We start from the raw sequence: 14028 nt of genomic DNA, 5'->3' as shown, positions 1-14028 counted from the left end.
TCAGTCCCTGGCCGTTGACAGGAGATCTGCGGCCGTGACGCGATGGAGGTGTATCAGCACGTCGAACTGGCGCCCGAGCGAGGTTTGGTAGGGGTCCTCCGGCCAGGCGTTCCCGATGGAGCGGGTCAACCGCTTCGCCATCAGCCAGTCTCGCGTCGGCTCGGGCACGGCCCGCAGATCGACGTAGTAGTCCCGGCGCGAGACTCTCTCCAGCACCTCCTCATTGCTGCCCGCGCCCAGCGGCTTCACGGAGAAGCGACGGTAGGGCTCCTCAGGATCCGTCAGATCCATCGCGTTGAACGAGCCCTGCCCGAAGGTGTAACCGATGTTCACGTACTCGGCCCCGACCGTCTGGCGTATGAACTCCCCCTGGGTCTTCGGATACTGCTCAGGGTTGTCGGACTCGTAGGAGACATGGCCGTTGTGGGCCGACAACAGCATCCGGTGGTCGGTGTGCCGCTGCCACCACACAGTGTTCTCCGCCATGATCTGGTCGCGGTAGAGCATGGCCCGAGCGATTTTCTCCGGGTCGGAGAAGTCGTAGTACGCGTAGAGGGTGCCGGTCTGGGAGATGGCCCTGGCGTGCTGGAGGATCCACTCGTACGCCTGCCGGTCCTCGTCCGGCCCCTGCGCCTGAAGCAGCTCGTAGGCGCGCCGCACATCCACGGCCGTCCGCTCGCGCTCGGCGATGGGCTTGGCCATGTTCTCGTTGACGGTCTCCTCCACGCTCCCCGTCGGCCGGAGCTCGCGGTAAAGGCGGCGGAACTCCGGCAGCAGCTCCGGGTGGTGCGCGGACACATAGTCCGTGACCGCGTCGAAGAGCTCAGGTCCCGCGTAACCGTTGTCCTCACCCATGAACTGCACGGGGCGGTCGGGGTGGCGAACGTTGTGGGCGCGCATCCATCTCAGCAGATCGAGATACTCGCGGGTGTTCCATATCCGGTACGAGCTCTGGAACTCCTCCCGCATGAGCTTCTCCGGGTCGCCCTTCCCGTACAACAGGTACTCGTTGAGGACCAGGCCGGTGGACCAGGGCGCCTCGAGCGCGAAGGTGGTGAAGCCTTGCTCCTCGACGAGGTACCGGAAGACGCGGTGCTTCATCGTGAAGAACTGCCGAGAGCTGTGCGTAGCCTCACCCAGGCCGACGATCTTCGCCGAGCCGATCATGCGGCCGAGCGGGCGCAGATCGCTGCCGGGGGTGCCGGCCTCCGTGGAACGCAGCGGCTCCGCGACGCGCGCCAGTTCGCGCACCGGATCGGTGGTAGTCGTCGCGTTCGCGTGCGCCGGCCGGGCGGCGACCGTCAGCGTGCCGACCCCGAGCGTCAGCGCCAGCAGGAGTAGCAGTAACCGATGCAATCGATGTGATCTGTGAAATACAGGCATGGATCAAGGCTGCCGATGGGCGGCAGGTCCCGGGCAGCCTGCCACCTTCAGTTTTCCTCCTGGGGATAACCACAGGTCCGCTGTAGAGCAGATGCCACTCCGGGACCTGCCGCCTGCCTGCGGCGCCCCCAATCTCTTCTCCTGTCCCGGCATGATGACCCTCTCCTATTGAGTGCTACGACAGGCTAAGAGCTGCTACAAGGACGGCCCCAAGCATCGGTTGCCCTACGATGTGCCCGTCCAGCACGGTCGCCCGCCGGGCCTGCGCCACGCTCTTGTCGTCCGCCAGGCGCTCACACTCGACCCGTCGACGTCCGGCTGCGGGCACTGAACCGAGTCCCAGGGTGGAACAACCCGGCAGCGGGGTGGCGGACTACGGCGACCCAAGGCTGCGGCCGTTCGGACCGCGGACGGGGAACGAGCGGTCGACGGGCGGGCGGGCAGTCGCCGGACGGCACTCCGCCAGGGCGCCGGACCCCCACGCTAGGCCCGCGCCGGGGCTGGGAGGCGGAAGGCGGCGGTGCAACGACCGCAAGTGCGACCTGCGAGACTGGGCCGGAATTGGTTACGGTCCCGCTCTGGAATACCGAAGCTCGGCCTGACATGACGTATGGGGTGGGGAATGGCGAAGCATCGTTTGTCCCGGAAGAGCCGTTACATCGCTTTGGCCGCGACCGGTGTCGTTGTCGTGGCCGGTGCGGGCGTCGCGGCGCAGACCTCGGTGGCCGCTCCGGCGTGGCCGGCGCAGAAGACGTACACGGGTCGGGCGTTCGACGCCTGCACGGCGCCCTCGCTCACCGCGATGAAGGCGTGGAAGAAGGACGCCTACTACGGCGGTGTCGCCGTCTATGTCGGCGGCAAGAACCGTGGCTGCGCCCAGCCCAACTTGACCAAGTCCTGGGTGAAGTCGGTCGACACGCTCGGCTGGCGGGTCATCCCCCTGTACGTCGGTGCCCAGCCGCCCTGCCAGAAGAGCCGGAACAAGGAGAGGTTCACCGCGGCCACTGCGGCCTCGGTCGGGGTGAGTAACGCCAACGACGCGATCGCCAAGGCCTCGGCGCTCGGCATGAAGGCCGGCAGCCCCATCTACCTCAACATGGAGTCGTACGACATCGCCGACAAGGCCTGCAACGACGCCACCCTCACCTATGTGCGGTCCTTCACCAAGACACTGCGCGCCAAGACCTACCGCGCCGGCCTCTACGGCTTCAGCAGCTCCAGCGCCGCGGCGATCGCCACGGCCAAGGACCGCACGGACCTCCCCGGCAACCTCTGGTACGCCCTGTGGAACGGCCAGGAGACCACCACCAAGGACTGGCCCTGGGACCCGAAGCTGTACACCGGCCACAGCCGCGGGCACCAGTACAAGGCCAACAGCAAGGAGACCCGCGGCGGTCACACGATCAACGTCGACCGCAACGCCTGGGACGCCCCAGTCGCCATCATCGGCTGACCAACGGCCCACAATGGACCCCGTCGTCGCGGAGATGCTCCCTGGGTCGGGTGTTCGTTCAGTAGTGCTCGACGTCGGCCGCCGCATGCAGCGCGGGCTTGAGCTTGCGGTCGGTGCTTCGGGCCGAGGGTGAGGCGTCTCGACCACCGCGAGCACGTCGTGCGCGGACACCACGGCCCCCGCTTCCTCTGCGGGGGCCGCGGCATCGACGACAACCTGGGCCGGTGTGAGCAGTCCGTCGGGGACGATGACGTTGATCCCCTCGACATTCTGACCGGGATGCGTCCTGCACCGGCCGCACCCGCGCACCGGCCGGGAGATCAAACCGGGCGGCAAACAGCTCCTCCACACAGCCATGCGGCTCCGCCGCCGCCCAAGGACGCGGGTTGCGCACGTCCAGCCAGCGTTCCAGCGCGGCCCGGGTCAGCGCCGAGGTCTCGACCCACTCCCCCTCGACCGTGCCGCCGCCCTGCGGTCGCCGCTCGACGTACACCGCGGCGTTGTCCTCGCCCAGGTCCGTGGTGCGCAGCTCGACCAGCTCCCCGCTGCGCGCCGCGGTGTCCAGCTCCAGCGCGCGCACGGCCGTCAGCCGGGTCTGCGCCGGGGACATGGGCCCGGTGAGGTACTGGTCGAGCTGGCGGGCCAGGGCGGAGAGGGTGGCCGCCTCCGGTGCGGGCTGCAGCGGGATTTCCCCGCCGCCCAGGCGCAACGCGGGCAGGCCCAGCGCCTCGCGCAGCAGGTCGACGCACTTGCGGCGGATCTCGTTGGTCGCCTCCGACGTGGGCGGGAGACCGCCCTCGACCCGGCGGTGCCGCAGCGCCCCGGACTCCGCGAGCCGTACGTACGGCCCGAGCGCCTCTTCTTCCAGGAGCCGCCGCAGGCTGCGCCGGGCGCCGACCGGCAGCGCTCCCCGCTCCAGCGCCCGGTCCAGCTCCCCGCGGACCATGTCCAGCTGACGCCGACGGGCCGCGCTGGCGCCCAGGTCGTCGAGGAGCTGGTCGAGCGCGCGGACCGAGGGGAACTTCGACGTCTGCACGCCGCGATTGTCGCGCACGCAGCCGGGCCGGACCGGGGAGACGGCCGAGTTTCTGGACTTTCTGGACCCCCTTTTATGCGCGCACGCGTACGCGCGCGAGGCGGACCCTCACCGGTCCCGGCCCGTGAGCACGGCCAGCCAGCGCACCAGACCGGTGCGCACGGCCGCGAGCGCGAGCAGGCCCAGGCCCATGTCCCAGGGGGAGCCGGGGTCGAAGCCGTTCCCGCCGCAGTCGACGAGGAGGTCCAGGAGCAGCCCGGCCAGCAGCCAGGCGTACAGCTCCAGCCAGGGCCGGGCGGTGAGGTACGAGCCGATCGAGCGGCGGGGCAGATGGTCTTTGTGCCAGTTCATGGGCCGGGCCGTCACACCCGAAGTGGACACCCCACTGAGGAGGATGTGGGGGAGACTGGGGCGGCCCGGCGGTGCGCCCTGTGTCCGGCCGCCGCCGGGCCACTCCCCTACTGCTCGCGGGCTTCGGTGTTCTCCCGGACCGCCGCGGCGACGTCCAGCAGCGCGTACGCGACGGCCGCCAAGCCCTCGCCGATCACGTCGGTCTGCTTCTCCTCGCCCTCCCGGCCGGCCGCCGCGTCCGCCTTGCTCTCCGCGTAGTCGCCCCACACGCTCTTCTGCGTCATCCTCGCCCCTCTACCCGCGCCGCCGGTCGCTCCGGCGGGCGCCTGCACCCTCCCCCGCCGGGGCGCGGGTGAACCGCCCATGCCGTGAAGGGCTGTCGGGCTGCACGGAAGATCTCAGTGGGCACGGCTGTGGTCTGGGCACTGAAATCTTCCATGCGGAAGCTCATGGCGGTTTCGGCGCACTGGTGACTTCAGTATCCGGTGGCTGCGGCTTCTTGTTGAGTTCCCTGGTACGGGAGCCGCGGGGGACTGCCAATCAGCGTTTGACGCGGCTACGGACGGCCAGGACCGCCAGGCCCAGAAGGATGGGCTCGGTCACGCGGGATGCCATTTCGATGTACGTGCCGGCGGTGGTGAGGTCTTGGCCGGAGGAGCGGAACACGACCGAGTTAAGAGTGACGTTCAGGGCCTTCTCGAAGCGTTTGCACGTGAACTGGTCCTCCGTGGGATTTTGCAGAACACTCTTGTCGATCTTAAAAGTGACCTTGCCTCCGTCCACTGTGCCGGTCGCTTCCTGCTTCGGGGAGTCCTGAGGAAGCCCCAATCCCATCAGCAGCACGATGGTGACCAGCATGGCGGCAGCCAGCCAGCCCAGAGCTCGGAAAGCGCTCAGACCGTAGCCGGACAGCATCCAATAGCCATGCAACAGCACGTGTTCGACGGGGGTGGTGTCGGTGCGGTGTTCGACGGGGGTGGTGTCGGTGCGGTGTTCGACGGGGCTGGTGCGGGTGCGATCGTGGCGGCGCATCTCCATCTCGCCGTAATAGAAGTCCGCGGCCCCCGGCTCGTTCTTGCTGTCCTCGAACGCCTTGCGCAGCGCCCGGTACACCGCCGCCAGCTGCGCTGGCTCGGGTCCGGGCTCCGCCGCTGGCTCGGGTCCGGGCTCCGCCGCTGGCTCGGGTCCGGGCTCCGTCGCCGCCGGCTCGACGGGTCCGGGCTCCGTCGCGGCCGGCTCGACGGGTCCGGGCTCCGTCGCCGCCTTCCATCCTGAGAGAGCTGTCGGCTGGGTCGCGCGCCAGTGGTGTTCTTCGGCGAGGGTGCGGCGTGGCGTGAACCGTACCGGGTGCCAGTGCCGCCAGTGCCACCCGGGCGGGACGCTGGCGAAGGTGCAGCGTCCTTCCAGCCGGAGCTGATCGAGGTGAAAAGCCCCGGAGAACACACAGTCGGTCAGGTCGAGGTCGGCCAGGACCAGGTGCGCGGCGTCCACCCCGCGCACCGACTTCACCTGCACCTTGGTCGCGTTGCCTAGCAGATGGCGGTCCTCCACCTCCGCACCCTCTCTGATGCGGAAGCGGGCGGGATGGGAGGTGACCGCTACGGGGAAGGTAAGCACCGCGTCGCTGAGGTCCGTGGCGGCATAGCGCAGGCGTACCGTCGATGTCGCCTCCCACCGAGTCCTCCAAAAACGCACCTCAGGCGCCGCGATTTCCAGCGTCACTGGCGCTTCGAACACCGCACCGGACAGATCGACCGTCCCCTCACACACCACCGGCCCGAACCACGCCATCACGGCAAACTGCGCCTTGTAAAACGACGCCTTGCCGGAGAACTGCGCCCCGCCGAACCAGGCGTCGCGGAACTGCGCCCCTTTGAACGACACGTCGCCGCAGAACTGCGCCTCGGAGAACTTGGCGAGGCCGAAGTGGGCGTTTCCGGTGGTGGGGTCGTGCAGGGCGTCGAGGAGAGCCTTGAGGAGCGGTTGGGTGAAGGTGGTCCCGCGGTGGTCGATGTCAGCGCCGGGGGCCAGGCTCCTCAAATAGTCGGCACGGTGTCTCTCGGCCAGGTGGGCCAGGCAGCGGAGGTGACTGAGGACGCGGCGGCCGCGGCAGCCGACCCGGTCCTGGGCAGTGGCGTCGCGGCCGCAGTGCGGCCACTTGGGTTCGGTGCTTGGGCGCGTCATACCCCAAGAACGATCGAGCGCGGGGACGGGTAGTTGCTCCCCCGGTGCCGCCGCACCGAAATCTTCGGTGCGGGCACTGAAGGGCGTACTGAAGTGAATCGTGACTGAAATCTTCCGTGCGGTCCGACATGGGCTGTCGGGTAGCACAGAAGATTTCAGTGAGTGGGCGCACCGATCATCTCAGTGCCCGGCGGCTGTGGCGTCTTCGGTCTCTTCCGCAGAGAGGATAGGGGTCAGCGTTTGACGCGGCTACGGATGGCGAGGACGGCCAGGCCGAGGAGGACGGGTTCGGTCAGCCGGGAGGTCATCTCGGTGTAGGTGCCGGTCGTGGTGAGGTCTTGTCCGGAGGAGCGGAAGATCACCGAGTTGATCACCACCCGCAATGCCTTCTCGAACCGTTCGGTGGTGACGCGTGCGGTCAGCGGACCGGTGGGGTTGACCGGGGTGGGGATATCGGTGGTGAGAACGACCTTCTGCCCGACGGCGACCTGGCGGCCGGTGGTGGTCGGCTTCGGGTCGTCGGCGGGCAGGCCCCACAGCATCATCACCGCGATCGTGACGGCCATGGCCGCCCCCAGCCAGGCCAGTGCTCGAGTGGCGCGCAGTCCGTACCCAGACAGCGCCCAGTAGGCGGCGAGCAGCACGCGCTCGCCCCTGGGACGGGTGGTGTCGTGGCGGCGCATCTCGCACTCGCCGTAGTAGAAGTCGGCGGCGTCCGGCTCGTTTTTGCCGTCCTCCAGCGACTTGCGCAGCTGCCGATACAGCGCCGCCACCGCCGCCGGCTTCAGCTCGGGAGCGTCCTGCGGCGGGTCGGTCCAGCCCAAGGCGGTGGCCCGCCCGGGGTGGCGGGCGGTGCGCACCCGCCAGTGATGCTCCTCGGTCAAGGTGTTGCGCCGGCTCCACCGCCAGGTGAAGTACCAGCGCCGGCTGGTGGGGGTGGTGGCGAACGTGCACCAGCCGTCGACCTTCAGCTGGTCGAGGTGAACGGCGCCGGCGAACCGGCACCTGCTCAGGTCGATGTCGTGCAGCGCCAGGTAGGCGGCATCCACTCCGCCCACCGACGTCAGGCTCACACCAGGCTGTTGCTCGGACAACTGTGTCTCTGGCAACAGCCTGGAGTCCGAAGTGAACAGCGGGAAAGGGGTAGGGCGGGCCGCGACCAGCACCGGGTACTCGAAGACCGCGTCTCTCAGGTCCAGCTCGGCGTAGCGCAGATGCAGCGTGGCGGTCGATACCCATCGGGTGCGCGCACAGCTCACCTGGCGGGCGGCGATCTCCAACGTCACCGGCTGCTGGAACACCGCACCGTCCAACACCACTGTCTCACCGCACACCAGCGGCCCCAGGTGCGACGCCCTCTCAAACCGTGCCTTGTCGAAGCTGGCGTCGCTGCGGAAGGACGCACTGACAAACTCGGTGTCGCCGGAGAAGGACACCTCGATGAACTCGGCGCGGCCGTAGAAGGACGCCCAGTTGAATGTGGCGCCCCGGCTGAAGGACGCCCCGAAGAACCGGGTGCCGTTGTAGAAGGACGCTCCATCGAACCTGGCGCCGCCGGAGAAGGACGCTCCATCGAACCTGGCGCCGCCGGAGAAGGACGCCTTGGAAAACTCGGCGCCGTTGTAGAAGGACGCTCCATCGAACCTGGCGTCGCCGGAGAAGGACGCCTTGGAAAACTCGGCGCCGCCGGCGAAGGACGCCCAGGAGAACTCGGCTTTGCCGGTAAAGGTCGCGTCGCCGAACTCAGCGTCGCCGGAGAAGGACGCCGCGTCGAACCGGGCGTCGCCTATGTGGGGCCTACGGGTGGCGGGGTCGCGTAAGGCGCTGAGTAGTTGGTGCAGCAGTTCAGGGGTGAAAGGAGTGCCGCGGTGGTCGATGTCGGTGCCGGGTGACAGCGCCGCGAGGTAGGCGGCGCGGTCGGCCTCGTCCAGGTGGGTCAGGCAAGCGGTGTGGCCATCGACGCCGGTGCCGCGGCAGCCGACCGGATTGGCCGGCGTGGCGCCGTGGCCGCAGTGCTGAGTGCTGGATAGGGGTTCGGGCGCAGCAGAGGTCATACCTCAAGGACGTACCGGTGCCACCGGTCAGTTGCCAGACCAGCAGCAGCGGGCGGATGGCTGAGGACTGCGGTGCCCGGCTCAAGGACGCCCTGAAAAGATTCGTGCCTTACTGAAATCTTCGGTGCTGTCCAGCAGTCCGGATCCGGGGGTGGCGAGCTGTCCGGGACGTCGTCCGCGATTCGCGGACAAGGGTGATCGCGTGGGATGACCGTCCGCAGTTATCCGACGCGATCACCCGCCCGGCTACCGTTCCGTCATGACGACCGGATCCCGCCCGCGCTTCTCCGTCCGCACCGGGCTCGCCGCCGCCCCCGATCGCGACGGGCCCTTCGACGACGTCCCCGCGCACCTGCTCGCACCACTCCAGAAAGCCGTCCGTACCCGCTGGCATCGCCTCGTCCAGACCCCTGCCGAGCCCACCTCGGAGCCAGCGGGTAATCCAGCTTGATGAGGATCAGGGTGTGAGGTCGAGGACGCGGACCGGCTCGCCGATCCACCGGTCGGGGGTGGTGGTGCGATGATCGCCCTATCGGGGCGGTCCGGAGTCGGCTGGGCCGCGTACTGGCAGTGTGCCGCCGCCCAGGTGTCGTGCCGGGCCACGGCCAAGGCAGCCGGGAGGTCCAGGTCGAGCACGGTGATACCCGGCAGCGCGGCCAGGTGCTCCGCCGTGCCCGGCCGGGCACGGTCGGCTTCCACGAGTGCGCACGCGGGAGCGTACATGTACCAGCCGGCCTGGGCGTGGGCGCGGTGGATGAGGCGGGAGGCGAGAACGTTGCCCTAGCCGGCCGCGGCCATCGCCGTGTCGTCCAGGACGATGTGCATAGCGTCGCTCACCGGGCGGCCGCCTGGGCCAGGCGACGGTCCAGCTCGCTGTCGAGGTCCTGCTCCTCACCGCGGGTGGGCGCGTAGCCGTTCCACTCCTTCAGCGCGGCCCGGGCCTGCTCGGCCCGCGCGGCACGCTCGTCCGGGGTGAGGAGGGCTTCGGCGAGCCGGGCCAGGTAGGCGCGCAGCGACATGCCCTCCGCCGCAGCTATGGCCGCGAGCCGGTCGCGGGTTTCCTCGGGAATGCGGACATTGGCGTCAGGCACCATCGGGCTCCCTCCACACAAACAGGGTACGGGTACGTACCCGTACCCATGCTATTGCCATGCGTTGAATTCAGCCACGAGCCTGTTGTGTGGCTAGAGCCAGTGCAATGCTTCCACCAGCGGTGATCCCCGATCCGGGGGCCGCCCTCCCTGGCTCACCCAGGTCACCTTGGCGCGGCCGCGCCCTCCGTCCCCGCCTCCCCACGGGAGGGCCGACGCCTGTCTGCGGGGACCGGCCAGGTGGCGACGGTGCTTCACCCGATCGAAGCGTCAGCCGCTGCGCCGGCGGCACGTGCAGAGCGCCTCTTCCTGCCTGATTCCTCGTCTGCATTGGCCGAGAGGACGCCCTTGCCCGGGAGAATCGGCCGGCTGCATGCATCCCCCGATCCGCCGGCGTGCCGCGGTCAGGCAGAGGGGTGCCGTCTGGTGCCGCCGCCGCTGCCGTTCAGCGGGATCAGCGTCTCCAGATGAGCACCCTTGACCCAGGAGCCCAGCAGGTCGCGGTGCATCGCCACGACGTCCTGGCGCAGTGCCAGACCCAGCGCGTCCCTCGTGAACGCGCGGCAGGTGGTAACGAACAAGGCGACGTCCGCGCCGTGCTCGAGACGTGCGGTGCCGACGAACTTCTGCATGTCCTGCGAGGACACGCTCCGGTGCGGCGCGTATTTCTTGCACTGCACGACCAGCTTTCGGCCGTCGGCCAGGTAGCCGACCACGTCCGCGCCCAGGTCGCCGCTCTTACCGCTGACGACGACCTTCGTGCAACCATCCCGTCGGCACAGCTCCGCGATGTACGTCTCGAACTCCTGCCACGACAAGGCATCGACCTCGGCCATGGACAACTCGCGCACCCGGGCCTCCTCCTGTGCCCGCCACGCACGGTCCTGGCCGACCGCCAGGCGGTGTGCCCGCAGCAACGCCCAGCCGGCCCCGCCCACTACGGCCGCGGCGAGTACGGCCACCAGGACGGGCCACACCTTCGACCAGTTCCCGACAACCCACACCACTGCGGCCAGCACCGCCACCGCACCCCAGCCCTGCAGCTGCCTGCGTGTCCGTTTCTTCAAGCGCCGGCGCTGTCGACGTGCCATCACTCCCCCGCTCCCCAGACCCGTGCCCCGCAGTGCGCGCCAGCGGGCGCCGTCCGGCCCGTGCGTGTGCCAGGGCTCATCGGCCGGCCTGGGTGACGCCGCTCGCAAGCTGTCCCACGATGTTTAAGATTCCCTGACCCGCCGGGGTGGGTGCGATCAGGACGCCCAGGGCCAGGATGATGACGGCAGTGGTCCTCTCCTCGTTCCGGCTGCGGGCCTGCGTACGGCGGCGCAGCCGGAAGAAGACTATGACTGCGAGCAGCACGGCCACGTTGATGGTCAGCAACCGTCCAGACCTCCCCCAACGATCGGCCACCACAGGCGGGGGCGGCAGCGCGCACCCCAGCGTTCTTGTGTAGCGGGGCCTGATTGATGTTGGAGGCGGGTTGCCGACGAATGGCACAAAGCCATCGGACCTGGCCGAATACAGCGCGGCGGATCAGTCGTCGGCTCGATCCGCTCGTCATGGCCGTACTCGCGCCGGACCTCCTTGCCGCCCGGCTCGCCCGCGTCGGTGCAGTCCTGCCCGGCCTTCGCGCCGCAGAGCGGGCAGCGCTGGCGGATCCAGAACCGGCGGGCGACCTTCTCGTGCAGGGGAACCTTCCGGCCCGTCGGGCGGGGCTGGACCGGCTGCACCGCCTTCGAGACGCACTCGCCGGGCAGGCGCCGCCACGCGTCATACCGGCGCTGCTTCCGCTGCCCTTCTTTGAACTCCCCATCGCAGCTGGCGCACTTCTTCACCGACTTCCCCGTCTCCCGGGGGTTGGCGCGGGCGGGGTCGTACGATTCCCAGGACAGCCGCAGGACCAAGGCTGGCCGGGTCTCCTGGGTGCCGTCGCGGCGCACGATGGTGACGTCCGAAGCCGACGGCCGGGCAGGGCTGCCCCAGCTCGTTCGGCGCGGGCCTGACGCAGCGCGACGCCAGCGGCCGCCGTGGCGGGGCGGGCCTTCACGGGCGCGGGCGCCAGGACGTGGACAGCGCGAACGTTTGCACCCTGCACGCGCTCGTTGGCTGCCGATGTGTTCTTTACGTCGTAAAGCATCGGCTGGGCTGGAGCCGGTCGGCCGGACGCCGGTACGCCAAGTGGGGGAAGCGGCGGTGTCCGTCCGTGTGTCAGCCTGTTGAACGCGGCATGCCGTCCTCACGCCCTCGCCGCCGCGCGCCGCGGCCGCCAGTTGTCAAACGCCCGCACGCTCCGCTGACCGGCGAGTTCGCCGCCGACCCGACCGTGTGCCATCACGCCTACCAGGTCGTGATCGACTTCGGCTTCGTTGCCGTCGACGCCATCGCAAACCTCCTTCCCCAGGAGGAATCCCTCGCGCTGGCCCAGCGCATGGGGTTCTGCGACTGCGGCCGCTTCACCCTGGACGCCCTCAAGGCCGCGCTGCCCGCGCTGCTGGCCCGGACCTCTGCCAAGCGGCTGCGCGGCCAGCTCCTGGTGCACGCCGACGAGAAGACGTTGGCCGCCCTGGCGGTCGACGGCACTGTGACCGTCGCCGACGTGCCCGCCATCCTGCGGCACCGCCGGGTCTGGGCCGGGCTGATCTCCGCTCTGGCATGGCACCCCGGCCAGTTCGAGTCGGCGATCGCGCTCCTGTCCCGTCTCCCGAGCACGAGGTGGAACAGGTCGTCCGGAACTGGGACCCCGACCGCTACACCCGCGCCAAGGGCGCCGCGCCGGCCCCGCCCGTGCCGCCAGAACTGTTCGACGCCATCCTGGAAGCCTGCCTCACACCGCTCGCCGCGTACCTTCTTCACCCCGAGCCGGAAGAGGGCTGGGAGGCCGTGTCCGCGTTCTCGAAGGACTGGTCGCTGGAGCTGGGCGGCCGCGCCGGCTGGGCGATGCTGGCCCGGTGTCCCCAGCGGTGGGCGCAGCTCACCGCGCACCCCGTGTTCGGGGCGGCTGTCCAGCACCTGCTGCTGGACCAGGCCGAGTCGCAGGCCCTCGAGGACGCCCGGCTTCGCGCCGCCGACCCGGATGGCGAGGAACTCCCCGCCGCCCCGGCGCCCGCTCTCAGCGAGGATCTGCTGCTCGCCTGCCTTCCGGCCTTGTGCCTGCCCGAGCTGGCTGACCTGCCCAACCCGCAGGTGACCGCCCGCCGGACCCTGCACCACCTCGCAAACCGCGTCCGCAACAACCCGCGCCCGGTCGACCTCGCCGCCGACCAGCTGCACGCCGCCGCCGACGCGCTCGTCATCCGCGGCCAGCTGCTCACCTGGGCTGACAAGCAGGAGGGCGACCACGAGTTCGACGGCCGTGCCCTCCGCCTCGCCGAGGACCTGGCCCTCCTCAGCACCAACCCCGACCACCTCGCCGGGGCCTGCGCCCAGCTCACCCGGCTCGATCAGCCGGCCGTCGTCTCCCCCACGCCGAGCCGGACCCTGATCCGCGTCCTCGACAACGTCGATCCAAACCACGACCGCCCAGCCCGGCTCCTGGAACGCCACTACGAGCACCGCCGGGTCCAGGCCCTGGCCACCCTCGCTGCCAACCCGCACACCCCGCGCACCGCCGTCGTGGACGTCCTGAACGGGCTCACCCCGCCGAGCTGGCCTGGATCGCCGAGAAGGCCGGCGGGCCCGACTGGTTCCTGGCCGCGGCGGCCGCCGTCCCGGTGCCCGAAGACGAGGACGACGGTGTGGTGCGGCTGGTGGACGACGACGAACTCGGCAAGCACCCCGATCCCCGCGGCCGTCCTGCAGTCCTGACTCGACTCCCCCGCCACCGGTGAGATCCTCTCCCGCTCCGAGGTCTACCGCGCCGTCGTGAAGCCCCGCTACCGCACCCTGAAGCACCTGCGCCAGATCCCCGCCGACGAGGTTCTCGCCCGCCACGAACCCGACGTCGCCCTGGAAATCTTGCTGGACCACTGCGGGCGCAGCACGGGACGGTGGGAGGCCCTCGCCGCCGCCATGACCTTCGACTACGACGACGAGAAGATCGCCTTCGGTCGCTCCTCGACTCCCTGGACCCCGCGCCCGCCCACACGCGCACGTCCTGAGCGGGGTGCTTCGCCAACCACCCGCTCTTGTGCAGCCGCCCCGCCAGCGCCGACCAGCGCTTGGCGTCCGCAGGCCGGGGCCGCCCGGCCCGTCGCCACAGGCACGGACGTGCTGCAGTTCTCCGACCAGCGGGTCGCCGCCGTTGGCCCGGTTCCGGCTCCCACGCCCGGCACCCGCGCGACGCCGCCCGCCACGGGCGAAGATCGCCTAACGGGTCATCCCATACGGACCTGCGGCCCGGTGCATCACTCATCCCCGGCCTTGTCCCGCCGCGCCTGCCTCGTCTGGCCCGGCCGGGCAGCCGGGCAGCCGGCGCGAAGACGTCGAGCCCCAGGGACGGCGTACGGCGGCGCGACTGCGGCGGCAAGGCGTCCGGACTGC

At 70.0% G+C, this 14028-nt stretch carries 13 protein-coding genes and 1 pseudogene; 3 read left to right on the top strand and 11 right to left on the bottom strand.

The window, feature by feature from the left end; translation table 11 throughout:
• The gene (locus ABT360_RS14095; RefSeq protein WP_444852239.1) at positions 1-1383 is read right to left on the bottom strand and encodes an erythromycin esterase family protein; all 1383 of its coding nucleotides are present in this window, start codon (positions 1381-1383) and stop codon (positions 1-3) included.
• A 622-nt stretch (positions 1384-2005) separates the two neighbouring features.
• Here ABT360_RS14095 and ABT360_RS14090 point away from each other — a divergent pair.
• Positions 2006-2836 (top strand): glycoside hydrolase domain-containing protein, encoded by an 831-nt coding sequence (locus ABT360_RS14090; RefSeq protein ID WP_351814797.1) that lies wholly within the window; start codon positions 2006-2008, stop codon positions 2834-2836.
• A gap of 58 nt (positions 2837-2894) precedes the next feature.
• On the opposite strand, the gene ABT360_RS14085 is transcribed toward ABT360_RS14090, so the two are convergent.
• The 5 genes from ABT360_RS14085 to ABT360_RS14065 all read right to left on the bottom strand — a co-directional run bounded on the left by ABT360_RS14085 (position 2895) and on the right by ABT360_RS14065 (position 8461).
• Complete coding sequence (locus ABT360_RS14085; protein WP_351814795.1) at positions 2895-3872, bottom strand: hypothetical protein; 978 nt, start codon at positions 3870-3872, stop codon at positions 2895-2897.
• Positions 3873-3980: 108 nt separating this feature from the next.
• Entirely contained in the window at positions 3981-4223 is a 243-nt protein-coding gene (locus ABT360_RS14080; protein WP_351814794.1) for a hypothetical protein, read from the bottom strand.
• Between the two features lie 107 nt (positions 4224-4330).
• A complete protein-coding gene (locus tag ABT360_RS14075) occupies positions 4331-4507 on the bottom strand; it encodes a hypothetical protein (RefSeq protein WP_351814793.1) in 177 nt (58 codons plus the stop codon).
• 256 nt (positions 4508-4763) lie between these two features.
• Positions 4764-6407 (bottom strand): pentapeptide repeat-containing protein, encoded by a 1644-nt coding sequence (locus ABT360_RS14070; protein ID WP_351814792.1) that lies wholly within the window; start codon positions 6405-6407, stop codon positions 4764-4766.
• 233 nt (positions 6408-6640) lie between these two features.
• Positions 6641-8461 (bottom strand): pentapeptide repeat-containing protein, encoded by a 1821-nt coding sequence (locus ABT360_RS14065; RefSeq protein ID WP_351814791.1) that lies wholly within the window; start codon positions 8459-8461, stop codon positions 6641-6643.
• Positions 8462-8720: 259 nt separating this feature from the next.
• Between ABT360_RS14065 and ABT360_RS14060 the strand changes: the two genes are divergently transcribed.
• Complete coding sequence (locus ABT360_RS14060; RefSeq protein ID WP_351814790.1) at positions 8721-8912, top strand: hypothetical protein; 192 nt, start codon at positions 8721-8723, stop codon at positions 8910-8912.
• A 6-nt stretch (positions 8913-8918) separates the two neighbouring features.
• Here ABT360_RS14060 and ABT360_RS14055 read toward each other — a convergent pair.
• The 5 genes and pseudogenes from ABT360_RS14055 to ABT360_RS14035 form a co-directional block, all read right to left on the bottom strand.
• Positions 8919-9286 (bottom strand): annotated as a pseudogene (locus tag ABT360_RS14055) (hypothetical protein).
• An 8-nt stretch (positions 9287-9294) separates the two neighbouring features.
• Positions 9295-9552, bottom strand: coding sequence for an Arc family DNA-binding protein (locus ABT360_RS14050; RefSeq protein WP_351814788.1), 258 nt, complete (start codon positions 9550-9552; stop codon positions 9295-9297).
• 404 nt (positions 9553-9956) lie between these two features.
• Entirely contained in the window at positions 9957-10643 is a 687-nt protein-coding gene (locus ABT360_RS14045; RefSeq protein WP_351814786.1) for a restriction endonuclease, read from the bottom strand.
• Positions 10644-10719: 76 nt separating this feature from the next.
• The gene (locus ABT360_RS14040) at positions 10720-10929 is read right to left on the bottom strand and encodes a hypothetical protein (RefSeq protein WP_351814785.1); all 210 of its coding nucleotides are present in this window, start codon (positions 10927-10929) and stop codon (positions 10720-10722) included.
• 856 nt (positions 10930-11785) lie between these two features.
• Positions 11786-12166: a hypothetical protein gene (locus ABT360_RS14035; RefSeq protein ID WP_351814783.1), complete on the bottom strand. Its 381-nt coding sequence runs from the start codon at positions 12164-12166 to the stop codon at positions 11786-11788.
• A 95-nt stretch (positions 12167-12261) separates the two neighbouring features.
• Here ABT360_RS14035 and ABT360_RS14030 point away from each other — a divergent pair, with 95 nt between their 5' ends.
• Entirely contained in the window at positions 12262-13353 is a 1092-nt protein-coding gene (locus tag ABT360_RS14030) for a hypothetical protein (RefSeq protein ID WP_351814781.1), read from the top strand.
• Positions 13354-14028 lie beyond the last annotated feature (675 nt).

The organism is Streptomyces sp. NPDC000229 (genome assembly GCF_040300825.1).
Lineage (GTDB): Bacteria > Actinomycetota > Actinomycetes > Streptomycetales > Streptomycetaceae > Streptomyces.
The sequence above is the reverse complement of the archived record's forward strand: the minus strand, read 5'-3'. Positions and strand labels throughout refer to the sequence as shown.